Origin of the sequence: Thauera sp. WH-2 (genome assembly GCF_048321015.1) — a bacterium.
Classification (GTDB): Bacteria; Pseudomonadota; Gammaproteobacteria; order Burkholderiales; family Rhodocyclaceae; genus Thauera.
This window is the reverse complement of sequence record NZ_JBLWFG010000006.1, coordinates 167,068-192,994: the sequence shown is the minus strand read 5'-3', so window position 1 is coordinate 192,994 and position 25,927 is coordinate 167,068. Positions and strand designations below refer to the sequence as shown.

Genomic DNA, 25,927 nt, shown 5'->3' with positions numbered 1-25,927 from the left:
GCTCCTCATGCGACGGCTTTTCCGCCGCAAGCCCATGGCTCAAGACTGTTCGGGCGCTTCGCGCGGACCGAAAACGGGGTAGCGCCAGGTGCGACCGTTGATTGCACGTGACAGGCCCATGACACCCAGCAGGATCAATGTTGAGTGCACGAAGGTGAAGTAAAGCACACCGATCACCCATGTCCAGGGGTTGTCGAAACCGCCGAGCAGGAAGATCGCCACGCTGATCGTCACCAGTAAAAGGCCACCCCAGATGCAGGTCCATCCGGTCTGGCGCAGGTGATTGCGTACCAGCGGATCGGGGTCGTTGTGATGGCGCGACCACAGCACCATCAGCGCGATAAATGCGATCCCCGGCAGCAACATCAGGTTGATCAGGAACAGGGCCTCGGCCGCGACGGCCAGCTTGGGGCCCGGCATGACATGCCGCAAGGGGTCTGGGCGCTGGGGGCTCATGGCAGTGTCCGTTCGTGGTGGCCGTCAGCGGCCGAAGGTGGCGGAAACCACCTCCATGAGGCCTTCCGCGATCTCGGGGTCGTCGGTGAGGCTCTCGACGATGCCGACGCGGCAGGCAGCGATCGGATCCATGCCGTCCTTGGTGAGCAGCGCAGCGTAGACCAGCAGGCGTGTGCTCGCAGCCTCTTCCAGGTCGCGATCCTTCAACGAACGCAGGGAGCCCGCGATCGCAACCAGGCGTTTGGCCAGGTCGGGCGCGCAGCCGGTCTCACCGATCAGGATGGCTTCCTCCTGCGCGGGGCGTGGAAAGTCGAAGCGCAGGCTGACGAAGCGCTGCCGAGTTGAGGGCTTCATGCCCTTGAGCAGGTTCTGGTAGCCGGGGTTGTACGACACCACCAGCATGAAACCCGGTGGTGCCTGGAGCAACTCGCCGGTGCGGTCGATCGGCAGGAGGCGGCGGTCGTCCGCGAGCGGGTGCAGCACCACAGTGGTGTCCTTGCGCGCCTCGACGACTTCGTCGAGGTAGCAGATGCCGCCTTCGCGCACGGCGCGCGTCAGCGGCCCGTCGCACCACATGGTCTTGCCGTCGCCGATCAGGTGGCGGCCGACGAGGTCGGCGGCGGTCAGATCGTCATGGCAGGCCACGGTATAGAGCGGCAGGCCGAGGCGGGCGGCCATGTATGCGACAAAGCGTGTCTTGCCGCAACCGGTCGGTCCCTTGATGAGCAGCGGCAGCCGGTTCTTCCATGCGTGCTCGAAGATGCTGATCTCGTCGCCGGAGGCTTCGTAGAACGGGGTGTCGAGGTTCGGGGTGTCCGGCTTCATTGTGCGAGTCCCTTGATGTAGGCGATGGCGATGACGGCCCAGACGAGGACCATCCAGCCCATGGTGACCGCGCGCCACAGCAGCGGTGCGTGGCGTAGCGCCATGAAATCGAGAATGATCACTGCGCCTTTCCAGAACGATATGACGGCGAGGAGGGCAACGCCCCAGGTGCCCGTCTCGCCCAGTGCGCCCATGGCCCAGGTGGCGATGGTGGCGAGGATCAGCGTGGCCCAGAGCAGGGTGGAGGTACGAGGGGTGCCGTGCATGCTCTTGCTCATGTCGTTCTCCTCAGTGAATGACGTAGACGAGGGGGAACAGCACCAGCCAGACCAGGTCGACCATGTGCCAGTACGCGGCGCCGGTTTCGAGGCCGTTCATCTCGCCGGGACGATAGCGCCCCTGGCGTGCGCCGTTCCACATCGCGATCAGGATCACCAGGCCGAGGATCACATGCATGAAGTGGAAGAAGGTCAGCGACAGATAGAACATGTGGAACGGGCTGCTCGAGAGACTGATGTTGTGCTCGAACGCCGCCGCATACTCGGTGAGCTTGACGAGGATGAAGCCGAAGCCGGTGAGGATGGCGCCGAGCAGCCAGTTGGCGCACTCGCGCGATGCCTCGCGCTCGGCGGCCTGCACCGCGCGCACGACGAAGTAGCTCGCCGTGAGCAACAGGATGGTGTTGATCGCGCCGGCGTGGCGGTTGAGCTCGAGCTGCTCGGTGTTGAACAGTTCGATGTTGTTGGCGCGGGTGAAGGCGTAGGCGGCGAAGAAGACGCCGAAGGCGAGCAACTCGGCGAGGATGAAGAACCAGATCGCCAGGTCCCCCGCCAGGCGCGGGGCATTGTCCTGCGCAGGGGCCGAATCCGGGGCGATGGCAGTGTTTGTGGTCATTTGGGGAGCGGCTCGTGTTGGTTTCCCGTGAGTCTAGGAAACCCTGCCCCCGAATAACTTGATCGGGGTTAATTGAGATCCAATCTCGCTTGTAGCCGGGCTTTCTTTTCCAGCCAGTGCCGCGTGACGTCGACCATGCGGCTGGCAAAGCCCCACTCGTTGTCGAACCAGACCATCAGGTTGATCATGCGCGGCCCGACGCTGCGCGTCTGGCTGGCGTCGAGGATCGCCGAGTGCGGATCGTGGTTGAAGTCGATCGACGCATGGGGATCGTCCGAGTACGCGATGAGGCCGCGGTAGCAGCCAGCGGCCGCCTCATGCAGCAAGGCGTTGATCTCGCCGGGATGCAGGTCCCGTGCGAGGGTGAGCACCACGTCGATGGCCGAGACATTGTGCGTGGGGACCCGGATGGCCTTGGCGACGACCCGCCCGGAAAGCTCCGGCAGGAGCCGTTCCACGCCGCGGGCGAGGCCGGTCGACACCGGGATGATCGACTGCATCGCCGAGCGCGTACGGCGCAGGTCGGTGTGATGGTAGCCGTCGATCAGCGGTTGATCGTTCATCGCCGAATGCAGGGTGGTGAGCAGTACCTGCTCGAGGCCGATCTCGCGGTGCAGCAGGTCGAGCACCGGCACGATTGCGTTGGTGGTGCACGAGGCATTCGAAACCAGCTGCTCGTCGCCGTTCAGATGCCCTTCATTGACCCCGAACACCACGGTTGCATCAACGTCCTCGCCGCTGTTGCCGGGGTGCGAGAGCAGCAGTCGTGGACACCCGGCGTGCAGGAAGCGCTGCAAGGCCTCGCGGCCGCCGTACTGTCCCGAGCACTCCACCAGCAGGTCGATGCCGAGCGCGCCCCAGTCCACCCCTTCGGGCGTCGAGGCGTGCGTGACCGTGATCTCGTGGCCGGAGATGAGCAGGCTCGATTCCTTGCTGCCGACCGGTTCGGGGAAACGGCCGTGCGTCGAGTCGAAGCGGGTGAGGTAAGTGATGCTGGCCAGGTCGGCCGGCTCGTTGATGGCGACGATGCGGAAGCGCTCGGCGAGTCCCGCTTCGTGCAAGGCTCGGAGGTAGCACCGGCCGATGCGGCCATAGCCGTTGATGGCGACGCGGAAGCGGCTGTCCGGGGAGGCAGGTTTGGCGGTGAGATCGGGAGCGGTCACGTCGAACTCGAGGGCAGGCGGGGATGGGTGGCGGCGGTGGGCTGATCTGCGCACAGGCGATGGAACCACGGGGTGGTCAACAAACGCAGGGCAGCCGCCATTCTAGCGGTGCGGGCAGCTACGGCGCCCGGAATTGCGCACCCGGGCCGCGGCCACGGCTGACTCGGGCGGCGTGACGAGCAAAAAAAAGGGGCGGCTATCGCCGCCCCAACCCCTTCCCCTGGATCGCCCAGGAGTTGCTACCGAAGAACCTCGTAAATCAGGCCTTGACTGCCTTCGCTTCGCCCTTGATGAAGAAGCTGGCGAGATAGACGATCAGACCAATGAAGAACATCACGCCCGCCCATTCACGCATCCAGTAGAACAGCGTCAGCTGATCCTGGGTGGCCATGAAGGACATCGGAGTGTCCGACACGCGCTGCAGCCAGACCTGCAGGATGCCGGCAGCGGTCAGGAACAGCGTGATGAAGACCATGGCGATCGTCATCAGCCAGAACGACCACATCTCGACGACCTGAGCCTTCTCGCTGTTGGCAGCGCGGCCGCGCATGATCGGCATGGCGTAGCTGATGATCGTCAGCACCACCATCACGTAGGCGCCATAGAAGGCCATGTGGCCGTGCGCCGCGGTGATCTGCGAGCCGTGCGTGAAGTAGTTCACCGGAGCCAGGGTGTGCAGGAAGCCCCACACGCCGGCGCCCAGGAACGCCATCACGCCGGTGCCCAGTGCCCACAGCACGGCCGCCTTGTTCGGATGCTCGCGACGACGACGGTTCACCATGTTGAAGGCGAACACGGTCATGGCGAAGAACGGGATCGGCTCCAGCGCGGAGAAGATCGAACCCCACCACTGCCAGTATTCCGGCGTACCGATCCAGAAGTAGTGGTGGCCGGTACCGATGATGCCGGTCACGAGCGCCAGGGTGATGATCACGTACAGCCACTTCTCGATGACCTCGCGGTCAACACCGGTCACCTTGATGAGGACGAAGGCGAGCAGCGCGGCCATGATCAGTTCCCAGACGCCTTCCACCCAGAGGTGAACCACCCACCACCAGTAGAACTTGTCGCGGACGAGGTTGACCGGGTTGTAGAAGGAGAACAGGAAGAAGATCGCCAGACCCCACAGGCCCAACAGCAGGACGATGCTGATGACGGTCTTGCGGCCCTTCAGCACGGTCATGGTGATGTTGAACAGGAAGGCCAGTGCCACGACCACGATGCCGATCTTGGTCAGCAAAGGCTGTTCGAGGAACTCCCGGCCCATGGTCGCGAGGATGTCGTTGCCCGTCATCGACGCCAGCGTGCTGTAGGGCACGAGCAGGTAGCCGAGGATGGTCAGCGCCCCGGCGACGAGGAAGACCCAGAACAATGCCAGCGCCAGCTTCGGGCTGAACAGTTCGGTCTCCGCCTCTTCAGGCACGAGGTAGTAGGCCGCCCCCATGAAGCCGAACAGCAGCCACACGATCAGCAGGTTGGTATGCACCATGCGCGCCACGTTGAAGGGGATTTCCGGGAACAGGAAATCGCCCACCACGTATTGCAGGCCCATGATCAGACCGAAGATAATTTGCCCCACGAAAAGCCCGATCGCCGCGATGAAGTAGGGCATGGCGACCGCTTGTGATTTGTATTGCATGGATATCCCCTTTTGGTCTCCAGTGTTCCGATCAGCCCTCGATGTTGGGCGGCCAGTTGGCGGTGTTGATCTCGGACGTGTACTTCAGGAAGGCCACGAGCTGGTCGAGCTGTTCTTCGGTCAGATTGAAGTTCGGCATCTGGCGACGGCCGGGGGCTCCAGTGGGCATGGCCTGCATCCAGGCCTTGATGAAGTCACCGCCACGGCGCTTGTAGACGTTGCCGAGCTCGGGCGCGAAGTAGGCGCCTTCGCCGAGCAACGTGTGGCAGCCGAGACAGTTGTTGACTTCCCAGATGTGCTTGCCGGCTGCGACCTCGGGGGTGATTGCCTGCCGGTTGTCACGATTCGGAAGCTCTCGCTCCGTATCGAAGGTGAGCGCCAGGAACAGAAGGAAGAAGAATACCGTTCCCCCGTAAAAGATGTTCCGCGCCATTGATTTTGTGAAGATACCGCTCATGGAGTACTCCTCATCGCTTGTCTCGTTTTTTCCGAAAAGGTGTCGGTTTGCCCGGGTGGTTCAGGGGTTACAACTGTCCACGGCTAAGCCGATGGTGGGGGCATTGTGGGTGGGGGCCCCCCACCCGCTCCATGATATGAATCAAGATGTAGCGGCAAGGAGGCGCTGATGAGGAATGGAGGCACATCTGACCGGGCGAGGGCGCATCGTCGTTGCGTGTGGTGCTTGCATCTTGCATGCGCGGTGCTGCTGGCGGGCGGGGCGGTTCCGGCGCGTACGGAGCCCGTGGCTGCTGGTCAGTGGGTCGCGGTCGACGTGGGGCATACCCTTGAGGCACCTGGGGCGATCAGCGCACGCGGCCGCAGCGAGTTCGAGTTCAATCGCACGCTCGCCCTGCATATCGTCGCCGCACTTGAATCGCGTGGCTTTGCGGTGCGCTTGATCAATGCGGACGGGCGGATCGGCAGCTTGAAGGCGCGCCCCCAGGCTGCTGCAGGGGCAGCCTTCCTCCTGTCGATCCATCACGATTCGGTGGGCGCGCATGAACTGCGGCCCTGGCGCTGGGGCGGCCACTTGCTGGATTACAACGATAAGTTCGCCGGACATTCCTTGTTCGTGTCGCGCGACAACCCGGATACGGCGCGCAGCGTCCTGTGCGCGCGCACCATTGGCGCGCGGCTGCAGCGCATGGGCTTCGAGCCCACGCACAAGAACGGCCTCCGGCGTGCCTATGCAGATCATCCCCATGCGGTGCACTACTACGATGGGCTGGCCGTGCTGCGCCATGCGCGGATGCCGGCCGTGCTGTTCGAGGCAGGCGTGATCAAGAACCGGGGTGAGGAAGTGTTGCTGCGCGACCCCGAACGGCAGGCACGCATGGCGGACGGCATCGCGACCGCGATCGCTGCCTGCCTGCGCATGGGCGAACCCGCTGATGACGAGACCGCGGCCGATCGGGTTCAGTCGTGAAGGCGCGCACGGCACCCGGCGGAGGCGCTTCGCGGGGCGCCGCGCGGGTGCCGCGAGGCCGCTTACTTCGCGTTCGGCAGGCGCGACGACACGCCCTGCACGAAGTAGTCCATCTTGCCCAGCGCGGCATCGTCCATGACCGCCCCCGTCGCGAGGCGCTCGGTGCCGGCCTGGTCCACCACCGGCCCGGTGAAGGGGTGGAAGCTGCCTGCGGTGATCTTCGCCTCGAGATCACGCACCATCGTCTGCACGTCCTCGGGGATCGCCGGATTGAGCGGCGTGAGCTTGATCATGCCGTCCTTCATGCCGCCCCACACGCCCTCGGGCTTCCAGGTGCCGGCGAGGACTGCGTCGACGGTGCGCTTGTAGAACTCGCCCCAGTGGTGGGTGGTGGCGGTGAGCTGGGCCTTCGGTCCGTACTTGGACATGTCCGAATGGTAGGCGAAGGCGTGCACGCCCTTTTCTTCGGCGGCCTGCACGGTGGCGGTCGAGTCGGTATGGTGAGTGAGCATGTCGGCGCCTTGCGAGATCAGCGTCATCGCAGCCTCGCGTTCCTTGCCCGGGTCATACCAGCTGTTGGCCCAGATCACGCGCACTTCCACGTTCGGGTTCACGCTGCGCGCGCCCATGGTGAAGGCGTTGATGCCCTGCAGTACCTCCGGGATGGGGAAGGCGCCGACGTAGCCGAGCACGTTGGACTTGGTCATCTTGCCGGCGATCACGCCGTTGAGGTAACGCCCTTCATAGAAGCGCGCGTTGTAGGGGGCGAAGTTCTTCGCCGACTTGTAGCCGGTGGCGTGCAGGAAAGTGACGTTCGGGAATTGGCGGGCGACGCGCTCGACGTAGTTCATGTAGCCGAAGCTGGTGGCGAACACGATCTTGCTGCCGCTGGCGGCAAACTCCCGGATCACGCGTTCGGCGTCTGCACCTTCGGCCACGCTCTCGACATAACGCGTCTCGATGCGGTCGCCAAACGCGGCTTCGAGCGCCTTGCGGCCGAGGTCGTGCTGGAACGTCCAGCCGGCATCGCCGATCGGGCTGACATAGACGAAGCCAACCTTGGCGGGTGCCTCGGCGGCCGCGCTCAGCGGAAGGGTGGCGGCGACAGCGAATGCGGCAGCACACAGCATGAACTGGCGGCGATGGGTCATGGACGAGTCTCCTGAGGCAGTCGTGAAGGCGGGTGTGGGTCGGATGGAATTCAGCCGTGGCGAAGCGCCGGGCCGTGTTCAGCGTTGCGGGTAATGCGCGGTGGCGCGCACGCATTCGGGCACGAGTTCGGGGCCGCGGTAGATCAGGCCGCTGTAGAGCTGGACCAGCTTTGCCCCGGCATCGAGCTTGGCGCGTGCCTGCGCGCCTTCGAGCACCCCGCCTGCTGCGATGATCGGCAATTCGTCTCCGAGCGCCTGTGCAAGTTTGCGCACCACCGTGGTCGAGGCCTCGAACACCGGTGCGCCCGACAGGCCGCCCTGTTCGTTTCCATGGCGGATGCCCTGCACCTGGTCGCGCGCGACCGTCGTGTTGGTGGCGATGACGGCGTCGATGCGGTGGCGGCGCAACGCGTCGGCGATGTTGGTGAGCTGTGCGTCCTCGAGATCGGGCGAGATCTTCAGCGTCATGGGTACGTAGCGACCGTGGGTGTCGGCGAGGCGGGTCTGCGCGGCCTTGAGCCGGCCGAGCAGGTCGTCGAGCTCGGACTCGCCCTGCAGCTGGCGCAGGTTCTTCGTGTTGGGCGAAGAGATGTTGACCGTGACATAACTCGCTAATGCATAGACCTTTTCGAGGCAGGCGAGGTAGTCGTCTGCGGCGTGTTCGATCGGGGTGTCGAAGTTCTTGCCGATATTGATGCCGAGGATGCCGCGGAATTTTGCCGCACGCACATGGGCGATCAGCGCATCGACGCCGTGGTTGTTGAACCCCATGCGGTTGATGATGCCCCGCACCTCGGGCAGGCGGAACATGCGTGGGCGCGGGTTGCCGGGCTGTGGTCGCGGCGTGATGGTGCCGATCTCGATGAAGCCGAAGCCCAGCCGGGCCAAGCCGTCGAGCGCTTCACCGTTCTTGTCGAGTCCTGCGGCGAGACCGATCCGGTTGGGGAACTGCAGGCCCATGACCTCGACCGGATCGGCGGCCTGAGGCTGACCGGCGGGCAGCAGCTTGCCGGCCAGATGCAGACTCTGCAGGGTGAAATTGTGTGCGCTTTCGGGGTCGAGCGAAAACAGCAGCGGGCGGGCGAGTTCGTAAAGCATTGCAGGATTGTATCGGTTCGCCCCGTGGCGGTGCAGGGGGCGGTTGAGGAGGCGGGGAATTGAAGGGGTGAGGGGGGCGCTGCGTAGTCCGCGGAAAGGTCCGACCGCTCACGGTTGTGTCCGCAGCGGCTGCCAGATCCCGTCCTGCAGAGCCTCGAGCGGCCGAAAGCGCGACTTGTAGGCCATCTTCTTGCTCTCCTCGATCCAGTAGCCCAGATAGACGTGGGGCAGTCCGAGGCGGCGGGCGGCTTCGATCTGCCACAGGATGCCGTAGGTGCCCAGCGCGCTGCGCGGCAGCCTCGGTTCGTAGAAGGTATATACGCTGGACAGCCCGTCGCTGAGGCAGTCGATCACGCTCACCATCCGCAGCATGCCGTATTCGCGAAACTCGATCAGGCGCGTGTCGACATGGCTTTGCAGCAGGAAATGGCTGAACTGCTCGCGGTTGTCCAGATCCATCCCGCCGCCCGCATGTCGTGCCGCCTGGTAGCGCTGGTAAAGCTGGAAGTGTTCTTCGTGCAAGGCGAGTGGGCGCTCCGTGCTTGTCAGGCCGCCATGCAACTTCCACGCGCGGCGCTGGCTGCGGTCGGGGCGGAAGTCCTGCACCGGGATGCGCACGGGCACGCAGGCCTTGCAGCTGTCACAGTGGGGCCGGTAGGTGAACACGCCGCTGCGGCGAAAGCCGCGACGCACAAGCTCGCTGTAGATGGGGGTGTCGATCAGGTGTCCGGGTGTGGCGACCTGCGAGCGTGCGCTGCGCTCGGGGAGGTAGGAGCAGGCATAGGGCGCTGTTGCATAAAACTGGATCAGCGCATAGGGGTAGTCCTGTTGCATTGCCTCGTTCGCCAGACAGGGTTGGGTTCAGGGCCAGTCGAAGTCGTCCATGGCGTCCGCAGCCCATTTGGCCGGCGCATCACCTGCGGCCACGAGCTGCTGCAGTGCCATGATGAACCGTGCGCGCGGTATCTCCCGTGCGCCCATCGACAGCAGGTGGCGTGTGGTCATCTGGCAGTCGATCATGCCATAGCCGCGCGCTGCGAGCAGCCGTGCGAGGTGGGCAAGCGCGACTTTGGATGCATCGGTTTCGAGCGAGAACATGGACTCGCCGAAGAACATCCGCCCCAGCGCGATGCCGTACAGGCCGCCGACCAGCCGTTCATCCTGCCAGCATTCGACGCTGTGGGCATAGCCGAGTTCATGCATGTGACGGTAAGCGGCCTGCATGGAGGGGGTGATCCAGGTTCCGAGGCCGGGCTCGCGCGGCGCGGCACAGGCGCGCACGACCTCGGCGAAGTCGGTGTCGGCACGCACTTCAAAACGCCGGCGGCGCAGCGTCTTGCGTAGCGAGTGGCTGATGTGGACGTGCCCGGGGTCGAGCACCAGGCGCGGATCGGGCGTCCACCAAAGGATGGGCTCTCCGGCGCTGAACCACGGGAAGATGCCGCGCCGATAGGCGGCCAGGAGCCAGGGCGGCGTGAGCGCGCCGCCCGCGGCGATCAGGCCATTGGGCTCGGCCAGCGCCGCCGTGTCGGGCGGAAACTCCGGCGCATCGCCCAGCCAGGAAATCATGGTTTCGGGGTGGAGAAGCTGCGGTCTGTGTCGCCATCGGGGAAAGTGACCACATGGTCCACATCCAGCCGGATCCCGATGTGCTCGCCGACTGCGTGGTTGTGATGGCTGGGCACCAGTGACAACACCCGTGCCCCGCTTCCAAGGCGCAGGGTGTAGAGGATGTCCGCGCCGCGGAACGCCTTGTGGGCGACCTCGGCCACGAGCGGACTGGTGTCATCGTGCACGATGTCGTCGGGACGCAGCAGCACGTCGACCTCGCTGCCGTGCGCGCAGGCAGCGCAGTTCTCCCCGCATACCAGCGGTGTGCTGCTGTTGAGCACGCCGAGCTCGACTTGTACGCGCTGGTCGTCGAGCACCCTGCCGCGCACAAAGGCGCCCTGGCCGATGAAATCGGCTACGAACCGGTTCGCCGGGCGGTGATACAGGTTGTAGGGGGTATCCCACTGCTGGATGCGCCCTTCGTGCATCAGACCGATCTCGTCCGCGACCGCAAAGGCCTCGTGCTGGTCGTGGGTGACGAGGATTGCCGTGGTGTCTGTGGACTTGATGATGTCTCGCACCTCGTAGGAGAGCCTTTCGCGCAATTCGACGTCGAGATTGGAGAAGGGCTCATCGAGCAGCAGCAGGCTGGGACGCGGCGCGAGCGCGCGCGCGAGCGCGATCCGTTGCTGCTGGCCGCCGGACATCTCGTGGGGGAACTTGCCCCCCTGGCTGCCGAGCCCGACGAGTGCGAGCAGTTCCTCCACGCGCCGGCGCCGCTCGGTCGGTGTCTCTCCCCGCAGGCCGAAGGCGATGTTGTCGGCTACCGAAAGATGCGGGAAGAGCGCGTAGTCCTGAAAAACCATGCCGATGCGCCGCCGCTCGGGGGGCACGCTGTGGGCCGGCGTGCTGACGATCTCTCCGTCGAGCCGGATGTGGCCGGAAGCGAGCCGTTCGAACCCCGCGATGCAGCGCAGCACCGTGGTCTTGCCGCAGCCGGAGGGGCCCAGCAGGCAGCCGATGCGCCCCTTGGCGAGGTGCAGCGAGAGTTGGCGCACGACCACATTGTCGCCGAAGGCAAGATCGATGCGGTCTAGTTCGAGGTGGGACATGGGCCGGATCCAGGGGAGGAACGGGTGCGACGGCAGGGGCTGCAGGGCTGAGGGGGCGAGGCGTCGATTATTGCACCGCAGGTTTCCAAATGCGATCAATTATAATTCGCCGACAGCAGCGGAGCCGGCCGATGTGCGGCCAGGCCCCGATCAGACGGGAACGGAATGAATTCTTCGGGAGTATGGGGCGCAAGGCGCCTGCAGGGGTCGACACTCACGCTGTCCGCGGTGCTGGTTGCTGCACTGATCGCGGCGCCGGTGCTGTCGGTGTTCTCCAACGTGTTCGTGGGGCAGACCAGCGACACCTGGGCGCATCTGGCCGATACCGTGCTGGGCGAGTTCGTCTTCAACACCGTCGTGCTGTGTGTCGGCGTGGGCCTGGGTGTGGCCTCGATCGGGGTAACGGCGGCCTGGTTGACCACGATGCTTGATTTTCCCGGGCGGCGCTTCTTCGAGTGGGCGCTGGTGCTGCCACTGGCCATGCCTGCCTACGTGATGGCCTACGTATATACCGACTTCCTCCAGTTCGTCGGTCCGGTGCAGAGCGGGCTGCGGGAAGCCTTCGGCTGGCGGCACGGCGATTACTGGTTTCCGGATGTGCGCAGCGTCGGTGGCGCGGTGGCGATGTTCATGTTCGTGCTCTATCCCTACGTTTACATGCTTGCCCGCGCGGCCTTTCTCGAGCGTGCGGGGGGCATGCTCGAGGCCGCCCGCTCGCTGGGGCTTGGACCGTGGTCCTCGTTCTTCCGCGTTTCGCTGCCGCTGGCGCGACCGGCGGTGGTTGCGGGCACGGCGCTGGCGCTGATGGAAACGCTGGCCGATTTCGGGACCGTGTCCTACTTCGGCGTGCAGACCTTCACGACCGGGATTTACCGTGCCTGGTTTTCGCTCGGTGATCGCATCGCTGCCGCGCAGCTTTCTGCAGCGCTGCTCGCTTTCGTGGTGCTCGTGCTCGCGCTCGAACATCTTTCGCGCGGGCGTGCGCGTTTCAACAACACTTCGCGCCAGGCGGCGCTGCCGGTGCGGGTCAAGCTCAGCGGGGGGCTAGGCCGGCTTGCTGCGCTCGCCTGCTTCATGCCCTTGCTGCTCGGCTTTCTGTTGCCGGCCGGTCTGCTGCTGGAGATGGCGCTGGTCGAGGGTGACGCACAGTTCGGCGCCCGTTTCGTGCAATTGGCCCGCAACAGCTTCGTGCTGGCCGCGGTCACCGCTTTCATTGCGGTGCTGCTTGCAGTGCTGCTCGCCTATGCGGCGCGTCTCGCGCGCTCGCAGCTGCCACGCGCGCTGAACCGGGTGGTTGGGTTGGGCTATGCAGTGCCTGGTTCGGTGATTGCGGTCGGGGTGCTGATCCCGCTCACACGGCTGGACAACTGGTTGGCGCACAGTTGGGAGGCGCTGTTCGGGGTCAATCCCGGGCTGGTGTTCACGGGAGGCATCGCGGCGCTGGTGTACGCCTACCTGGCGCGCTTCCTCTCGGTGGGGCTGCAGACCGTGGAGTCCAGCCTGGGCAAGATCACGCCGAGCATGGACGACGCCTCGCGCAGTCTCGGTGCCGGCAAGTGGGAGACCTTGCGCCGCGTGCACATGCCCATGCTGCGCGGAAGCCTGCTGACCGCCGGCCTGCTGGTGTTCGTCGACGTGATGAAGGAGTTGCCGGCAACGCTGGTGATCCGTCCGTTCAACTTCGATACGCTGGCGACACAGGCACACACCCTCGCTGCGGACGAGCGCCTGAGCGAGGCCTCGACGGCCGCGCTGATCATCGTCGCCGTTGGCCTGTTGCCGATGATCGTGATCTCCCGCCAGATCCTTGGCACGAGCCGGCGGCGCAGCTGAGATGCAAGGTGGGCGCCCCCGGTTGGGGGGGGCGTCCCCGCCCGCGGTCCTGCTCATTGGCTGTACAGCGTGAAAAATTGCCCCATTGCGCGGTTGTGCGATCGCACATGAATACGAGGCTGGGGGATAATCGCGGCCACGAGAATAAAGCCAAGAACATGAAATCGATCGTATGGGGTCCGGTGCCTGCGCTGCGGCTTCCTCTCCTTTCAGCGCCGCCGTGTTCCGATGCCCCTTTCGCCGTTGCGGCGCAGGGGGGTGTTGCCCTCATCCTGCGAGCAGGCTGGCGATGCAGCGTGTGCTAGGCATGAAAGGCGAGATCGCCCGTCCCTATGGCTGGGCAACTCTGCTGAGCGTGGTTTTCTGCGGGACGCTGTTCGTTCACGCCAACCTGTTTCCAACCCCTGAGCATTATCTCGCCCTGCATGCCGGGCTGGAGTTCTTCTCGGTTGCGGTGTCGGTGATGGTGCTGGCCCTGGGGTGGAACCTGCGCAAGGCAGTCGGCAGTGCGCGGCGGGTCTGGCTTGGTGCCGCCTTCCTCGGCGCAGGATTGCTCGATCTGGCGCACACGCTCTCGTATGCGGGCATGCCGCTCTTCATCACGCCCAGCGGCACCGAGAAGGCGATCCATTTCTGGCTTGCGGCGCGGACTCTGGTGCTCATCGGCCTGATCGGCTATCCCTTCGTGGGGGATGGGCGCTGGTCGTCCGTGCGCGCTTTGGTCGTCACCGGAGGAGGCCTTGCGCTGGCGCTGGCATGGAGCTGGATGGTGCTCTTCCAGCCCGATCGCATGCCGCACACCTTCGTGCCGGGGCAGGGCGTCACGACGCTCAAGCTGGCGGTCGAATACGTGCTCGCCGGGTTGTATCTGCTCGCGGCCGTGCTGCTCGCAAGGCATGCAATGGTGAAGCGGGACAAGTCGGCGAACTGGCTTGCTGCGGCGGCCTGGGTGCTTGCCCTCACCGAGCTCTATTTCACGCTCTATGTGGACGTGAGCGACTTCTTCAACGTCATGGGGCACGTGTTCAAGATCGCGGGCTTTGCGATGATCTACCGGGCGGTCTTCGTGTCGGGCGTGCGCGAGCCTCACGACGCGCTGGCCCGCGAGCGGGCGCTGCTGAGGGCACTGATCGATTCGGTGCCGGACCTGATCGCATTCCGCGATCTGCGCGGGCGCTTCCTGGGTTGCAACAAGGCCTTCGCGGCGGCATACGGTGTGCGGGAAGCGGAGTTGCTCGGGCGCCGAGAGACCGATGTCTTCCCGCAGCTTGCAGGATTGGCGGGAGGCACGCCGGACGCGGTGGTCGCTGAAGCCGTGCGTGTGGAAGAGTGGCTGGAAGGGCCGGATGGCACCCTGCGCCTGCTCGACACGCTGCGCGCGCCGTTCTGCGACGAGCGCGGCGAGAGCCTCGGCGAGATCCGGGTAAGCCGCGATTTCACCGAGCGGCGCAGGGTGCGCGAGCAGATCGCAGAGCGTGAGCGGCGGGTCATGCTTGCGCTCGAGGGCGCGGAGCTGGGGCTCTGGGACTGGGACGTGCCAAGCGGGCGGACAAGCTATAGCCCGGCCTGGGGCCGGATGCTTGGCTTCGAGCCACATGAGTTCGAGCAGGATGTGGAAACCTGGGAGTCGCTGGTCCATCCCGACGACTGGAACGACATCCGCAACTCGCTCGAGCCGCACCTGCGCGGCGAAAGGGACGCCTATCAGGCCGAGTACCGGCTTCGGCACAAGGACGGGAGATGGGTGTGGGTGCTCGCCGCAGGTCGGGTGCTGGACCGTGACGAGCGCGGGCAGGCGCTACGCATGGTTGGCATCCTGCAGGATGTTTCGCAGCGCAAGGTGATGGAAGAGAGCCTGGTCCAGCTTGCGACCAGCGACCCCCTGACCGGGCTCTGGAATCGCCGACACTTTGCGGAGATGGTGCGCGGCGAACTCGGACGGCTGCGCAGACATCAGTCGACGGCCGGGCTGCTCCTGCTCGATCTCGATCACTTCAAGCGCATCAACGATACCCATGGTCACGCAGCCGGCGACGAGGTGCTGCGTCACTTCACAGCGACCGTTACCGCCCAGCTTCGTGAGGCAGACGTGTTCGCCCGGCTAGGGGGCGAGGAGTTTGCCATCCTGCTGCCGTGTATCGATGCGCGCGGTGCGCTGCGTGTTGCCGAGCGGCTGTGCCGTATCGTTGCGGCGCATCCGGCGGCGATCGACTCGGGCCCGCTTGTGTTCACGGTCAGTATCGGCGTCACCATGTTGTCGCTGGACGATGAGGACCACGAAGCCGCTTACGCACGTGCGGACGAGGCCTTGTATGAAGCGAAGCATGCCGGACGCAATCGCGCCCTGATGTCTTCTGCGGACCGGGAGGATGCTGCGGGACTGGCCGCCGACGCGTCGCCGGCCAGTCTGTAGGCCGCCGCAAGCGGCGACCCGGTGGGCGCTCAGCGGTAACCGGCGCGGTCGAAGATGCGCTGGGCTTCCGCCACGGTGTCGGCGAGTTCGCCGATCGGCAGGGTGTCGGCCTTGAATTCGCCGAGTTTCGTCAGTGCGGCGTTCTCGACCTTGACCGTGGGCACGACCGGCCATTCGTTGTTGCCGTTGGCGAAGTAGGCCTGCGCCGAGTCCGAGGCGAGATATTCAAGGAATTTCACGGCCGCTTCCTTGTTCGGCGCGTGCTTCAGCATGCCTGCGCCGGAGACGTTGATGTGTGTGCCCCAGCTTTGCTGGTTGGGCCACACGGCCTGGATGCTGGCCACGGCACGCTGGTCTTCCTCCCTGGGCGAATTCATCAGCCGCGCCAGGTAGTAGCTGTTCGCGATCGCCACGCCGCATTCGCCTGCAGCGACGGCGCGGATCTGGTCAGTGTCGCCGCCTTTGGGCGCGCGTGCGAAGTTGGCGACCAGGCCTTCGGCCCATTTCGCGGCGGCTTCTGCGCCGTTGTGCTTGATCAGCGCAGCGCCCAGTGACAGGTTGTAAGGATGGCTGCCCGAGCGGGTGCATACCTTGCCCTTGAGCGCAGGATCCGCAAGCTGCTCGTAGGTCTGCACCTGCTCGGCCTTGACCAGCTCCGGGTTGTAGACGATGACGCGTGCACGGGTGGAGTAGGAGAACCAGTTCGGCGCACGCAGGTGTGCCGGGATGCGGGCTTCGAGTGCCTCCGACTTGACCGGCTCGAAGATCCCGAGCTCATCGGCCTTGGCCAGGCGTGATGCATCCACGGTGATGAAAATGTCGGCCGGGCTGTTGGCGCCTTCGTTGCGGATACGTTCGAGGAGCTCGTCTTCCTTCGCCTCGATGCGGTTGATCTTGATGCCGGTCTGCTTGGTGAAATCGCCGTACAACTGCTCGTCGGTCTGGTAGTGACGGGCGGAGTAGATATTCAGTTCGGCAGCGGCTGCGGTGCCGGCAACGCCGAATGCGGCGAGCAATGAGGCGAGTACGGCCTTCTTCATCATGTTGGAGAACCCCCGGGTTGTTGATCTTGCAGCGCGATAATAACGAGAAGAATTCACAGTTGCAAACGGATCTCATTAGCGGCATTATTGATGAGAACGATTCGCAACAATAAAGGGGGATTCATGAATGCACTGCTCGTGGGGGCCGACCGTCTGGGCAATATTCCCGACGTCCTCGGCAGTTTCGGAATACGCATCGCCGCGCATGTGAGCGGGCGGGACACCACACACCAGCGACGCAGCGCGCCCTTGCCGAGCGGCATTGGCGTGGTGATCCTGTTTACAGACTTCATCGGGCACAACGTGATGCAGCGCTTTCGCGAGGCGGCAAGTCGCGAGGGTGTGATGTTCGTCTGCTGCCGACGGTCGACCTGCGCGCTGCAGCAGGCGCTGGGCAAGCGGCTGGGGGAGCGCTGTGCATCGTGCGAGATCGACTGCAAGCATCGTGAGGGCGCACGCAGCACGCGGAACTGAACCTGCCGCGTCAGAAACAAGAAAGCCCGGAGGTTGACGCCGGGCTTTCTTGTTTCTGGGATGTCGACGCGCTTCAGCGTGCCGTAAGCAGCGCTGAAGATGCGTTGCCGAGTGTCGGTTCGTCGATCAGTCTGCGCGCGCCATTGAATCGTTTTGCCCAGTAGCGGGTGCCGATGCTCTCGACGCGCACCTTGCCGCCGCGGGAGGGGGCGTGCACGAACTTTCCGTCGCCCAGGTAAATGCCCACGTGAGAGAAGGTGCGGCGCATTGTGTTGAAGAACACCAGGTCGCCGGGTTGCAGATCGGAGCGGCTGATCTTGTCCCCCAGGCCCGCCATCTGGCGTGCAGTGCGGGGCAGATCCAGCCCTACGGCGTTCCGGAACACGTTGAGCACCAGGCCGCTGCAGTCGAGGCCGGTCTCGGGAGAGGTGCCGCCGAAGCGGTAGGGAATGCCGAGGTGGCTCAGCGCTTCGTCAACGAGTTGTGCTGCCGCCGTAACGTACTCATCGCCTGCGCTCGCCCGGGACGAACCCTGCATGCGTGCGTGCTGATCCGCGTGTGTGACCGGCACATACGCGATTGAGATGAGCAGCGCGAAAGCGATAGCACGAAAAAACATTCGGCGGAATATACGCACCGGCATGGAACTTGTAAATGGAAATGTCTGCTTGCCGAAGCTGCTAGCTGAAATGCCCGGCGACCCGCCGCGGCGGGCGGCGTAGCGTGGGGCATTTCGCGTGGTGCCTGCTCAGATCTTGAGCTTGTGGCGGAAGGCCTGTTCGTGCTCGGCCAGCCCACGCGGCGTGGCAACCCCGAGCGAGAGCGCACGTGCCTGTGCCGCGAGGAAGAGCTGCGCGATCGCCCAGCCGTCGCCGAGCGCGTGGTGACGCTGGAAGGTTTCGATGCCGAAGGCCGTCATCCAGTCGCCGAGCCGGCTGGGGCGCTCCAGCTTTTCGGGGAACAGTGAGGGCAGCAGGAAGTAGAGGTCGAGCCAGAGAAGCTCGGTGGTGAGCGCGAGGTGCTCCTGCAGGGCACGCTCGAGCATGTTGCGATTGAACGAGGCGTTGAACACCACGAGCGGATTCTTCCCCATGATGGCGAGCAGACCGACGAGAGCCTCGGCAGGTGAGGGGTCGAGCCGTGCGTAATAGGCATCCGCTGGGCGGATCAGGCCCCCATCCACGCCAATGGCGGCGACTGCGAGCAGGCGGTCGCGCTCCAGGTCCAGCCCCGAGGCTTCGGTGTTGAGGACCACATAGCGTGTTTCGAAGTGCGGCCGGCTGCGCCGCGCACGCGGCAAGGCCTGCCAGTCCTGCAGGGCCTGTCCAGCCGCCGCATCGAGTTTGACCGAGCCGCCGCGGGCGGCCTTGAGGCGTGAGAGCAGGCTCATATCTGGTAATCCAGCTTAAGTCGCAACTGGAGCTTGCGTGCCTGGCGGAAGGCTTCCTTGAGGATGCGGCGGTCGAGTTCGTTCAGCGATTCCGGGTTGACGCGGTTGTCCTCCGGGGCGTCGTGCTCGGTCTCCAGATGCTGGGCGCGCAGACGCAGGAGCTGGATGAAGTTGAAGCCATCAATCATGGCGTCGACCTCTTCGGCTGACATGCCGATCCGGGCTGCGGCCTGACGCAGGCGCTGCACGGTGCTGCTGGAGTCCACGCCGGTGCGCAAGGCGAGGATGCGGGCGACGTCCACGAACAGGCGGGCACCCGACTTCTTGAGGTCGATCGTGCTGTCGTCTTCCAGCACGAAGTCGCGGATACGCCCAAGCGGCGGCAGCACCTTGAGCGCATTCACCGCCATCATGCGCAGGAAGCTGCTGTTGCCCTTGACCGTCTTGTTGAGCCAGCTGCGCAGCTGATCCTCGAAGCGCGGGTTGCCATACAGGATGCGGAAATCGAAGAAGATCGACGCATTGAGCAGGGCCTGGGGGTCGGGCTCGCGGATCCAGTCGCCGAAGCGTGATTTCCATTCATCGAGGGTAAGGCAGAGTTCCGGATTGCTCGCCATGATGTTGCCCTTGCAGAGCGGGAATCCGCAGGCGGCGAGGTCGTCGTTGACCGTCTGCGCGAAGGCGAGCAGGCGCTTGCGTGCGCCGTCGACCGACTGCCCCTCCATGGCGCGAAAGACAATCCCGTTGTCCTGGTCGGTGGAGAGCGTTTGTTCGTGCCGGCCTTCCGAGCCGAACGCGAACCAGCCGAAATCGATGCCGAGCAGGTCGTGGCGTTCGCGCGCCAGCACGATGATGCGCCGGGTCAGTGCATCATTGAGCGCCGAGATGAACTGAGTGAGCTGCTCGGCGCCAATGCCCTGTGCGATAAGGTTGAGCGCGAGCTGGCGGATGTCGCCGCTGGCGTGCCGCAGGGCTTCGATGTCCGCGGCGTTGTCGATGCCGGCACGGATCTGGCGCAGGCTGATGCGCTGCAGCGAGAACAGGTCACGCTCGGACACCACGCCCTTGAGCACGCCGTCGACGTCGACCACGAGCAGGTGGCGTACGCCGTGTGTCGCCATCTCCAGCGCAGCGTCGTAGGCGGATGCCGATTGCGGCAGTTGGTGCGGGTTGGCGGTCATCAGCTCGCCGATCGGTCGCGACAGGTCGAAGCCAGCGAGGATCACTCGCGGCAGCAGGTCACTCTGGGTCAGTACGCCGACCGGGCGGGTCTGTTCGTCCACCACGACCATGCAGCCCAGGCGCAACTCGCTCATGCGCTCGAGCGCCTCGCGGGTGGGTGTTTCGGGCGTGACGAAGACGGGCTCCTTCTGGATCAGCTTGCCCAGCGCCGTGGTCATGGTCTGCTGTTCGGCGGCGCGCTGCGCGAAGGTGGTTTGTAGCTGCTGGCGCGACTGGTTCAGCAGGCTGGCGATGTACTGCGTGCAGAACAGGTGGAAGACCGGGCTGATCTGCATCAGGTGGAGGAACTCGTCCGTCGTGACCTGGTAGCAGAAGCTGTCCTCCACCGCCACATACGCGTTGGTCGAAGGCCGGCGTGCCGAGATCGCACCGATCGGGAAGCACTCGCCAGGGCCAAGCGTCAGGCTGGCATACTCGGTCACCGTGGTCGAGCCCGTTTGACGCGCCTGGATCTTGCCCCGCTGGACGATATGGAAATGCTTGGGAACCCCCATCTCGGGGGTGAGGATGTCCGCGCCGCGTGGGAAGAAGCTCAGCACTGCGCGCTCGGCAAGAAATGCGAGCGCTTCCGCCTCCATGCGGTTGAATGGAGAAAAGTTGCGCAGGAAATCCGTGCTGGCACCCACCAGCAGGTCGGCGGCTTCGGTACTCATGGCGGCTCGATCGACGAAGGAATCCGCCGATTATAGGTGAGCAGCCCGATGATGCGGCGGGCGGATCCGGGCTGCAGCGGCGTGCCATCCCCGGCGGGGGGCGCACGCGCAGGCCGTGGCCTCCTTTGCAGGAGGGGATTTGTCGAGGGACGGGGCGTGTGCGGGCGAGGTGCCCCTGCGTGCGGAACCCGCGGCTCAGAGCACCTCTGCGGCGTAGTCCGCCAGCCGGGAGCGTTCACCGCGCTGCAGCGTGATGTGGCCGGCATGCGCCCAGCCCTTGAAGCGGTCGACCACGAAGGTCAGCCCGGACGAGCCTTCCGTGAGGTAAGGGGTGTCGATCTGTGCGATGTTGCCCATGCATACCACCTTGGTGCCGGGGCCTGCGCGGGTGATCAGGGTCTTCATCTGCTTGGGCGTGAGGTTTTGCGCCTCGTCGATGATGAGGAACTTGTTGAGGAAGGTCCGCCCGCGCATGAAATTCAGGCTCTTGATCTTGATGCGGCTGCGGATCAGGTCGCGGGTGGCGGCGCGGCCCCAGTCACCGCCCTCGCCGGCAGTGCCGTTGAGCACGTCGAGGTTGTCTTCGAGCGCGCCCATCCACGGCGCCATCTTTTCTTCCTCGGTGCCGGGCAGAAAACCGATGTCCTCGCCCACCGGCACGGTGACCCGGGTCATGATGATCTCGCTGTAGCGCTTCGATTCGAGCACCTGGGTGAGCCCGGCGGCGAGCGTCAGGAGGGTCTTGCCGGTGCCGGCCTGGCCCAGCAGCGTGACGAAGTCGATCTCCGGGTTCATCAGCAGGTTGAGCGCGAAGTTTTGCTCCCGGTTGCGCGCGGTGATGCCCCATACATTGTTGCGCTGGTGGCTGAAGTCGACCAGCGTCTCCAGCACCACGCTGCGGCCTTCCTTTTCCTTCACCCAGGCTTGCAGGGCCGGCTCCCCGTCCTGGTACACGAACTCGTTGACCAGCATCTCGGGTGCGAGCGGGCCGCTCAGTCGGTAGTAGGTGTGCGCCTCCTCCTTCCACGACTGCATGCCACGCCCGTGCGCGTCCCAGAAGTCGGGCGGCAGTTCGCGCGTGCCGGTGTACAGCAGGTCGCTGTCCTCGAGCACCTTGTCGTTGAAGTAGTCCTGCGCCGCCAGCCCGAGCGCGCGGGCCTTGATGCGCATGTTGATGTCCTTGGACACCAGGATGACTTCGCGCTGCGGGTGCTTGTCGGCGAGGAACATCACCACGGCGAGGATCTGGTTGTCGCCACGGGCGGTGGGTAGCGCGGCTGGCAGGGCCACGTCGATGGCCTCGGTCTGCAGGTAGAGCCGGCCCGTGGCGAGCCCGCGCGATGGCCCTTCAAGCGCGATCCCGGCCTCGATGCCGTTCTCGGACTGCGACACGATCTCGTCGAGCATGCGGCTCGCCTGGCGCGTGTTGCGCGCCACTTCGCTCGTGCCCTTCTTGTTGTTGTCCAGCTCCTCAAGGGTCATGATCGGCACGTACAGATCATGCTCCTCGAAGCGGTAAAGGCTGGTGGGGTCGTGCATGAGCACGTTGGTGTCGAGCACGAAGAGCTTGCACGCACCGCCGTGCGGCGCGGTTGCGCGCGCGGTGCGTGTCCGGCGCGCCGTCCCGGATGCTGCGGCGGCCTTGGGCTTGGGTTCGGGGGGGGGCTGCGTGGCGGGGGCTTGGCGTTTCGCGGGCATTGGGCGGGCGGATCCGTTCGGTGGCGGGGAGGGCGGCGGGACGGGCCGGGGCGCGGCCTTCCCGGCGGGGCGTCAGAGGGCGCGTGCGGCGGCGAGGACTTCCTCGGCGTGCCCGGGAACCTTCACGCCGCGCCATTCGCGCGCGATGTCACCCCCGGCGTCGATGAGGAAGGTGCTGCGCTCGATGCCGCGCAGCTGCTTGCCGTACATGTTCTTGAGCTTCATCACGCCGAAGGCTTCGCAGGCCTTTTCCTCCGGGTCGGAGATCAGTTCGAAGGGAAGTGTCAGCTTCGCCTTGAAGTTCTCGTGGCTGCGGAGGCTGTCGCGGCTGAGACCATAGACCCGGCATCCGGCAGCGGCGAAGTCCGCGTGCAGTGCAGCGAAATCGCGGGTTTCGTTGGTGCAGCCGGGGGTGTTGTCCTTGGGATAGAAATAGAGCACCAGCTTTTGACCGCGCAGCGCGGACAGGGTGACCGTCTGGTCCCCGGTGGCGGGCAGGCTGAAGTCGGGGGCGGGATGTGCGCTCATGCTTTCTCCTTTTCTGCTTGTCGATGCGCCTGCGCAGGCGAGGCGGCGGGCAGCCCGGCCGGTGCGCGGGGTTCAGGGTAGCGGAAAGGCCGGCTCGCGGTGAACATCTTGTTGAACCCAGGTTACCGGATGGTTGCAGCCTGGGGGCGGCGTCAACGCTCGTAGAGCAGGGCGAGCGTCACCGCGCGGCCCTCGCCGACGAGGATGTTGTAGGTCCGGCACGCGGCGGCTAAGTCCATGAACTCGAAGCCGATCCTGGCCTCGATCAGCGGGCGCAGGAGCTCGGGGGCAGGAAAGCGCTGGCGGCGGCCGGTACCGACGAGCAGGATCTCGGCGCCAGATTCCGCTGCGGCTGCCAGGTCGCTCGTGGTGAGCCCGGACAGGTCACCCGCCGCCGCAGGCGCCCAGCCGGTGACGACCTGCCCGGCGCTGACGAGCAGATTGCCCTCGTGGCGCTCCTTGCCGACCATGACGTGGTCGTCGGCATAGGCGGTGATGATGTTGGTGTTGGCGTTTTTGTCCTGGTAGAGCTTCATTGCGCGTTCCTGGTCGAGGGGCTGCTCGCGTTGCATGGGTGAAATTGCCGCGATGCGGGAGCGGGGCTAAGATAGCAATCTTTTGCAGGGCCGGAAAACGGCAATGCGCGTATCCATCGATCAGAAAGGATTGGCATGAAAGCGGTGAAGACACTCGAGCTCGCGACGGCATCTCCGGAACCGGTGATCAAGGCCGAGGCGGGCGCGGCTGCACCGCGCCCCATCCGCAAGTCGGCCAAGCTGGCCGAAGTCTGCTACGACATCCGTGGTCCGGTGCTGGTGCGCGCCAAGCAGATGGAGGACGAGGGCCACAAGATCATCAAGCTCAACATCGGCAACCTCGCTGCGTTCGGCTTCGATTCGCCCGAAGAGATCCAGATGGACATGATCCGCAACCTGCCCAACGCGGCCGGCTACTCGGACTCCAAGGGCATTTTCTCCGCGCGCAAGGCGGTGATGCACTACACCCAGCAGAAGGGCATCAAGGGTGTCACGATCGAGGATATCTACATCGGCAATGGCGTCTCCGAGCTGATCGTCATGGCGATGAATGCGCTGCTCGACGCCGGTGACGAGGTGCTGGTGCCGGCACCCGACTACCCGCTGTGGACCGCAGCGGTGAGCCTGTCGGGCGGCAGGCCGGTGCACTACCTGTGCGACGAGTCGCGCGGCTGGTTGCCTGACATCGAGGACATGCGCGCCAAGATCAACGCCAATACGCGCGCGATCGTGGTGATCAATCCGAACAACCCCACCGGCGCGGTGTATCCGGACGAAACGCTCAAGCAGATCATCGAACTCGCGCGCGAGCACGACCTGATCATCTATGCCGACGAGGTCTATGACAAGGTGCTGTACGAGGGCGTGAAGCACACGTCCATGGCGGCCTTGTCGGAAGATGTGCTCACCATCATTTTCAATGGACTGTCGAAGAACTACCGCTCCTGCGGCTACCGTGCCGGCTGGATGGTGGTGTGCGGCGACAAGCGTCGGGCGGGCGATTACATCGAGGGGCTGAACATGCTGGCCTCGATGCGTCTGTGCGCCAACGTGCCCGGCCAGTACGCGATCCAGACCGCGCTTGGCGGTTATCAGAGCATCGACGACCTGGTGGCCGAGGGGGGGCGCATGCGTCGCCAGCGCGACCTGGCGTGGGAACTGATCACCCAGATCCCGGGGGTTTCCTGCGTGAAGCCCGACGCGACGCTGTACATGTTTCCGAAGCTGGATCCGAGGATCTATCCGATCGAGGACGACCAGGCCTTCATCGCCGAACTGCTGGAGGAAGAGCGCGTGCTGCTGGTGCAGGGCTCGGGCTTCAACTGGCCGTATCCCGATCACTTCCGCCTCGTCTTCCTGCCGCATGAAGACGACCTGCGCGACGCGATCGGCCGCATCGCCCGCTTCCTCGAAAACTATCGCAAGCGCCACGGCACCTGAATCGCGGCGTACTCGTCACCACTCACTCACCACGGAACACACTGCATGAAACCGATCAATGTTGGCCTGCTGGGCATCGGTACCGTCGGCGGCGGCACCTTCACCGTTCTGAAACGCAACGCGGAAGAAATCACCCGTCGCGCCGGTCGCCCGATCGTCATCACCACCGTGGCCGACAAGAACCTCGAGCTGGCGCGCAAGGTCACCGGCGGTGACGCGAAGCTCACAGACGACGCCTTCGCAGTGGTGACGGATCCTGAGATCGACATCGTCGTCGAGCTGATCGGTGGCTACGGCGTGGCCAAGGAACTGGTGCTCAAGGCGATCGAGAATGGAAAGCACGTGGTCACCGCCAACAAGGCGCTGCTGGCCGTGCATGGCAACGAGATCTTCGCCGCGGCGCAGAAGAAGGGGGTGATGGTGGCCTTCGAGGCGGCGGTCGCCGGTGGCATCCCGATCATCAAGGCGCTGCGCGAAGGCCTCACCGCCAACCGCATCGAGTGGCTGGCGGGCATCATCAATGGCACGACCAACTTCATCCTGTCCGAGATGCGCGACAAGGGTCTGCCTTTTGCCGAGGTGCTGAAGGAAGCCCAGGCGCTCGGTTACGCCGAGGCCGATCCGACCTTCGATGTCGAGGGCGTGGACGCCGCGCACAAGGCGACGATCATGAGCGCGATTGCTTTCGGCATCCCGATGCAGTTCGACAAGGCCTACATCGAAGGCATCAGCAAGCTCGATGCGGTCGATATCGCCTACGCCGAGCAGTTGGGGTACCGAATCAAGCTGCTGGGCATCGCCCGCCGCCGCGAGCAGGGCGTCGAGTTGCGCGTGCACCCGACGCTGATCCCGGAGAAGCGCCTGATCGCCAACGTGGAAGGCGCGATGAACGCGGTGCTGGTGCAGGGCGACGCCGTCGGTGCGACGCTGTATTACGGCAAGGGCGCCGGCGCCGAGCCGACCGCTTCCGCCGTCATCGCCGACCTGGTCGACGTGACCCGACTGCACACCTCCGACCCCGAGCATCGCGTGCCGCATCTGGCCTTCCAGCCCGACCAGGTACGCAACGTGCCGGTGCTGCCGATCGAGGAGGTCGTCACCTCCTACTACCTGCGCATGCGGGTCGAAGACAAGCCGGGCGTGCTCGCCGACATCACCCGCATCCTGGCCGACAGCGACATCTCGATCGAGGCGCTCAGCCAGAAGGAAGCGGCCGAGGGCGAGACCCACACCGACATCATCCTGCTCACCCACCAGACCGTGGAGAAGAACGCCAACGCTGCGATCGCGCGCATCGAGGCGCTACCGGTGGTGCAGGGCAAGGTGACCAAGCTGCGCATGGAAGGCCTGTGACGCAGCGCC

25 protein-coding genes are annotated in these 25,927 nt (G+C 65.1%); 6 read left to right on the top strand and 19 right to left on the bottom strand.

Annotated elements, in window-relative coordinates; genetic code table 11:
• Window positions 1-39: 39 nt before the first annotated feature.
• From ACNKW1_RS11950 to ACNKW1_RS11920, 7 genes are all read right to left on the bottom strand, one after another.
• On the bottom strand, window positions 40-456 hold the full coding sequence (locus ACNKW1_RS11950; protein ID WP_418364816.1) for a hypothetical protein: 417 nt from the start codon (window positions 454-456) through the stop codon (window positions 40-42).
• A gap of 24 nt (window positions 457-480) precedes the next feature.
• Entirely contained in the window at window positions 481-1,281 is an 801-nt protein-coding gene (locus tag ACNKW1_RS11945; RefSeq protein WP_418364815.1) for a CbbQ/NirQ/NorQ/GpvN family protein, read from the bottom strand.
• Window positions 1,278-1,559, bottom strand: a complete 282-nt coding sequence (locus ACNKW1_RS11940; protein WP_418364814.1) for a cytochrome C oxidase subunit IV family protein — start codon at window positions 1,557-1,559, stop codon at window positions 1,278-1,280. The genes ACNKW1_RS11945 and ACNKW1_RS11940 overlap by 4 nt, the downstream gene beginning before the upstream one ends.
• A 10-nt stretch (window positions 1,560-1,569) precedes the next feature.
• The gene (locus ACNKW1_RS11935) at window positions 1,570-2,175 is read right to left on the bottom strand and encodes a cytochrome c oxidase subunit 3 family protein (RefSeq protein WP_418364813.1); all 606 of its coding nucleotides are present in this window, start codon (window positions 2,173-2,175) and stop codon (window positions 1,570-1,572) included.
• Window positions 2,176-2,243: 68 nt separating this feature from the next.
• Window positions 2,244-3,338 carry a type I glyceraldehyde-3-phosphate dehydrogenase gene (locus ACNKW1_RS11930; protein WP_418364812.1) on the bottom strand — a complete coding sequence of 365 codons (1,095 nt, stop codon included), beginning with the start codon at window positions 3,336-3,338 and terminating at the stop codon, window positions 2,244-2,246.
• A gap of 259 nt (window positions 3,339-3,597) precedes the next feature.
• Window positions 3,598-4,977: a cbb3-type cytochrome c oxidase subunit I gene (locus tag ACNKW1_RS11925; RefSeq protein WP_418364811.1), complete on the bottom strand. Its 1,380-nt coding sequence runs from the start codon at window positions 4,975-4,977 to the stop codon at window positions 3,598-3,600.
• Between the two features lie 31 nt (window positions 4,978-5,008).
• Window positions 5,009-5,434 carry a c-type cytochrome gene (locus ACNKW1_RS11920; RefSeq protein ID WP_418364810.1) on the bottom strand — a complete coding sequence of 142 codons (426 nt, stop codon included), beginning with the start codon at window positions 5,432-5,434 and terminating at the stop codon, window positions 5,009-5,011.
• A 168-nt stretch (window positions 5,435-5,602) separates the two neighbouring features.
• Here ACNKW1_RS11920 and ACNKW1_RS11915 point away from each other — a divergent pair, with 168 nt between their 5' ends.
• Entirely contained in the window at window positions 5,603-6,403 is an 801-nt protein-coding gene (locus ACNKW1_RS11915) for an N-acetylmuramoyl-L-alanine amidase family protein (protein ID WP_418364809.1), read from the top strand.
• 62 nt (window positions 6,404-6,465) lie between these two features.
• Here the strand turns inward: ACNKW1_RS11915 and ACNKW1_RS11910 are convergent, their stop codons facing one another.
• From ACNKW1_RS11910 to ACNKW1_RS11890, 5 genes are all read right to left on the bottom strand, one after another.
• On the bottom strand, window positions 6,466-7,554 hold the full coding sequence (locus ACNKW1_RS11910; protein WP_418364808.1) for a BMP family ABC transporter substrate-binding protein: 1,089 nt from the start codon (window positions 7,552-7,554) through the stop codon (window positions 6,466-6,468).
• Between the two features lie 78 nt (window positions 7,555-7,632).
• Window positions 7,633-8,652, bottom strand: coding sequence for a quinone-dependent dihydroorotate dehydrogenase (locus ACNKW1_RS11905; RefSeq protein ID WP_418364807.1), 1,020 nt, complete (start codon window positions 8,650-8,652; stop codon window positions 7,633-7,635).
• A gap of 108 nt (window positions 8,653-8,760) precedes the next feature.
• Window positions 8,761-9,486, bottom strand: coding sequence for an arginyltransferase (locus ACNKW1_RS11900; protein ID WP_418364806.1), 726 nt, complete (start codon window positions 9,484-9,486; stop codon window positions 8,761-8,763).
• A 27-nt stretch (window positions 9,487-9,513) separates the two neighbouring features.
• Entirely contained in the window at window positions 9,514-10,221 is a 708-nt protein-coding gene (aat, locus tag ACNKW1_RS11895) for a leucyl/phenylalanyl-tRNA--protein transferase (RefSeq protein WP_418364805.1), read from the bottom strand.
• On the bottom strand, window positions 10,218-11,315 hold the full coding sequence (locus ACNKW1_RS11890; RefSeq protein WP_418364804.1) for an ABC transporter ATP-binding protein: 1,098 nt from the start codon (window positions 11,313-11,315) through the stop codon (window positions 10,218-10,220). Before ACNKW1_RS11890 ends, aat begins: the two co-directional genes overlap by 4 nt.
• A gap of 165 nt (window positions 11,316-11,480) precedes the next feature.
• Here ACNKW1_RS11890 and ACNKW1_RS11885 point away from each other — a divergent pair, with 165 nt between their 5' ends.
• The gene (locus tag ACNKW1_RS11885) at window positions 11,481-13,148 is read left to right on the top strand and encodes an ABC transporter permease (RefSeq protein WP_418364803.1); all 1,668 of its coding nucleotides are present in this window, start codon (window positions 11,481-11,483) and stop codon (window positions 13,146-13,148) included.
• Window positions 13,149-13,437: 289 nt separating this feature from the next.
• A complete protein-coding gene (locus tag ACNKW1_RS11880) occupies window positions 13,438-15,561 on the top strand; it encodes an MASE3 domain-containing protein (RefSeq protein WP_418364802.1) in 2,124 nt (707 codons plus the stop codon).
• A gap of 29 nt (window positions 15,562-15,590) precedes the next feature.
• On the opposite strand, the gene ACNKW1_RS11875 is transcribed toward ACNKW1_RS11880, so the two are convergent.
• Window positions 15,591-16,601, bottom strand: a complete 1,011-nt coding sequence (locus tag ACNKW1_RS11875) for a Fe(3+) ABC transporter substrate-binding protein (RefSeq protein ID WP_418364844.1) — start codon at window positions 16,599-16,601, stop codon at window positions 15,591-15,593.
• A gap of 126 nt (window positions 16,602-16,727) precedes the next feature.
• Here ACNKW1_RS11875 and ACNKW1_RS11870 point away from each other — a divergent pair, with 126 nt between their 5' ends.
• Window positions 16,728-17,078 (top strand): DUF2325 domain-containing protein, encoded by a 351-nt coding sequence (locus ACNKW1_RS11870; RefSeq protein ID WP_418364801.1) that lies wholly within the window; start codon window positions 16,728-16,730, stop codon window positions 17,076-17,078.
• A gap of 73 nt (window positions 17,079-17,151) precedes the next feature.
• On the opposite strand, the gene ACNKW1_RS11865 is transcribed toward ACNKW1_RS11870, so the two are convergent.
• From ACNKW1_RS11865 to ACNKW1_RS11840, 6 genes are all read right to left on the bottom strand, one after another.
• Window positions 17,152-17,697, bottom strand: a complete 546-nt coding sequence (locus tag ACNKW1_RS11865; protein ID WP_418364800.1) for a C40 family peptidase — start codon at window positions 17,695-17,697, stop codon at window positions 17,152-17,154.
• Between the two features lie 129 nt (window positions 17,698-17,826).
• Window positions 17,827-18,468, bottom strand: coding sequence for a PolC-type DNA polymerase III (locus tag ACNKW1_RS11860; RefSeq protein ID WP_418364799.1), 642 nt, complete (start codon window positions 18,466-18,468; stop codon window positions 17,827-17,829).
• Window positions 18,465-20,363 carry a DUF294 nucleotidyltransferase-like domain-containing protein gene (locus tag ACNKW1_RS11855; protein ID WP_418364798.1) on the bottom strand — a complete coding sequence of 633 codons (1,899 nt, stop codon included), beginning with the start codon at window positions 20,361-20,363 and terminating at the stop codon, window positions 18,465-18,467. The genes ACNKW1_RS11860 and ACNKW1_RS11855 overlap by 4 nt, the downstream gene beginning before the upstream one ends.
• Window positions 20,364-20,558: 195 nt before the next feature.
• The gene (locus ACNKW1_RS11850; RefSeq protein WP_418364797.1) at window positions 20,559-22,061 is read right to left on the bottom strand and encodes a PhoH family protein; all 1,503 of its coding nucleotides are present in this window, start codon (window positions 22,059-22,061) and stop codon (window positions 20,559-20,561) included.
• Window positions 22,062-22,133: 72 nt separating this feature from the next.
• Window positions 22,134-22,589, bottom strand: a complete 456-nt coding sequence (locus tag ACNKW1_RS11845; RefSeq protein ID WP_418364796.1) for a peroxiredoxin — start codon at window positions 22,587-22,589, stop codon at window positions 22,134-22,136.
• 152 nt (window positions 22,590-22,741) lie between these two features.
• Window positions 22,742-23,125: an Mth938-like domain-containing protein gene (locus ACNKW1_RS11840; RefSeq protein ID WP_418364795.1), complete on the bottom strand. Its 384-nt coding sequence runs from the start codon at window positions 23,123-23,125 to the stop codon at window positions 22,742-22,744.
• Window positions 23,126-23,260: 135 nt separating this feature from the next.
• Here ACNKW1_RS11840 and ACNKW1_RS11835 point away from each other — a divergent pair, with 135 nt between their 5' ends.
• A complete protein-coding gene (locus ACNKW1_RS11835) occupies window positions 23,261-24,565 on the top strand; it encodes a pyridoxal phosphate-dependent aminotransferase (protein ID WP_418364794.1) in 1,305 nt (434 codons plus the stop codon).
• Window positions 24,566-24,610: 45 nt separating this feature from the next.
• A complete protein-coding gene (locus ACNKW1_RS11830; RefSeq protein ID WP_418364793.1) occupies window positions 24,611-25,918 on the top strand; it encodes a homoserine dehydrogenase in 1,308 nt (435 codons plus the stop codon).
• Window positions 25,919-25,927 lie beyond the last annotated feature (9 nt).

What these genes read in the sequence shown, in the direction of transcription:
- ACNKW1_RS11910 (WP_418364808.1), bottom strand. Translation starts at nt 7,554, where the DNA reads ATGACCCATCGCCGCCAGTTCATGCTGTGTGCTGCCGCATTCGCTGTC.
- aat (WP_418364805.1), bottom strand. Translation starts at nt 10,221, where the DNA reads ATGATTTCCTGGCTGGGCGATGCGCCGGAGTTTCCGCCCGACACGGCG.
- ACNKW1_RS11900 (WP_418364806.1), bottom strand. Translation starts at nt 9,486, where the DNA reads ATGCAACAGGACTACCCCTATGCGCTGATCCAGTTTTATGCAACAGCG.
- ACNKW1_RS11920 (WP_418364810.1), bottom strand. Translation starts at nt 5,434, where the DNA reads ATGAGCGGTATCTTCACAAAATCAATGGCGCGGAACATCTTTTACGGG.
- ACNKW1_RS11835 (WP_418364794.1), top strand. Translation starts at nt 23,261, where the DNA reads ATGAAAGCGGTGAAGACACTCGAGCTCGCGACGGCATCTCCGGAACCG.
- ACNKW1_RS11925 (WP_418364811.1), bottom strand. Translation starts at nt 4,977, where the DNA reads ATGCAATACAAATCACAAGCGGTCGCCATGCCCTACTTCATCGCGGCG.
- ACNKW1_RS11950 (WP_418364816.1), bottom strand. Translation starts at nt 456, where the DNA reads ATGAGCCCCCAGCGCCCAGACCCCTTGCGGCATGTCATGCCGGGCCCC.
- ACNKW1_RS11940 (WP_418364814.1), bottom strand. Translation starts at nt 1,559, where the DNA reads ATGAGCAAGAGCATGCACGGCACCCCTCGTACCTCCACCCTGCTCTGG.
- ACNKW1_RS11850 (WP_418364797.1), bottom strand. Translation starts at nt 22,061, where the DNA reads ATGCCCGCGAAACGCCAAGCCCCCGCCACGCAGCCCCCCCCCGAACCC.
- ACNKW1_RS11935 (WP_418364813.1), bottom strand. Translation starts at nt 2,175, where the DNA reads ATGACCACAAACACTGCCATCGCCCCGGATTCGGCCCCTGCGCAGGAC.
- ACNKW1_RS11880 (WP_418364802.1), top strand. Translation starts at nt 13,438, where the DNA reads ATGCAGCGTGTGCTAGGCATGAAAGGCGAGATCGCCCGTCCCTATGGC.
- ACNKW1_RS11905 (WP_418364807.1), bottom strand. Translation starts at nt 8,652, where the DNA reads ATGCTTTACGAACTCGCCCGCCCGCTGCTGTTTTCGCTCGACCCCGAA.
- ACNKW1_RS11870 (WP_418364801.1), top strand. Translation starts at nt 16,728, where the DNA reads ATGAATGCACTGCTCGTGGGGGCCGACCGTCTGGGCAATATTCCCGAC.
- ACNKW1_RS11855 (WP_418364798.1), bottom strand. Translation starts at nt 20,363, where the DNA reads ATGAGTACCGAAGCCGCCGACCTGCTGGTGGGTGCCAGCACGGATTTC.
- ACNKW1_RS11840 (WP_418364795.1), bottom strand. Translation starts at nt 23,125, where the DNA reads ATGAAGCTCTACCAGGACAAAAACGCCAACACCAACATCATCACCGCC.
- ACNKW1_RS11845 (WP_418364796.1), bottom strand. Translation starts at nt 22,589, where the DNA reads ATGAGCGCACATCCCGCCCCCGACTTCAGCCTGCCCGCCACCGGGGAC.
- ACNKW1_RS11885 (WP_418364803.1), top strand. Translation starts at nt 11,481, where the DNA reads ATGAATTCTTCGGGAGTATGGGGCGCAAGGCGCCTGCAGGGGTCGACA.
- ACNKW1_RS11915 (WP_418364809.1), top strand. Translation starts at nt 5,603, where the DNA reads ATGAGGAATGGAGGCACATCTGACCGGGCGAGGGCGCATCGTCGTTGC.
- ACNKW1_RS11890 (WP_418364804.1), bottom strand. Translation starts at nt 11,315, where the DNA reads ATGTCCCACCTCGAACTAGACCGCATCGATCTTGCCTTCGGCGACAAT.
- ACNKW1_RS11875 (WP_418364844.1), bottom strand. Translation starts at nt 16,601, where the DNA reads ATGAAGAAGGCCGTACTCGCCTCATTGCTCGCCGCATTCGGCGTTGCC.
- ACNKW1_RS11830 (WP_418364793.1), top strand. Translation starts at nt 24,611, where the DNA reads ATGAAACCGATCAATGTTGGCCTGCTGGGCATCGGTACCGTCGGCGGC.
- ACNKW1_RS11865 (WP_418364800.1), bottom strand. Translation starts at nt 17,697, where the DNA reads ATGTTTTTTCGTGCTATCGCTTTCGCGCTGCTCATCTCAATCGCGTAT.
- ACNKW1_RS11860 (WP_418364799.1), bottom strand. Translation starts at nt 18,468, where the DNA reads ATGAGCCTGCTCTCACGCCTCAAGGCCGCCCGCGGCGGCTCGGTCAAA.
- ACNKW1_RS11945 (WP_418364815.1), bottom strand. Translation starts at nt 1,281, where the DNA reads ATGAAGCCGGACACCCCGAACCTCGACACCCCGTTCTACGAAGCCTCC.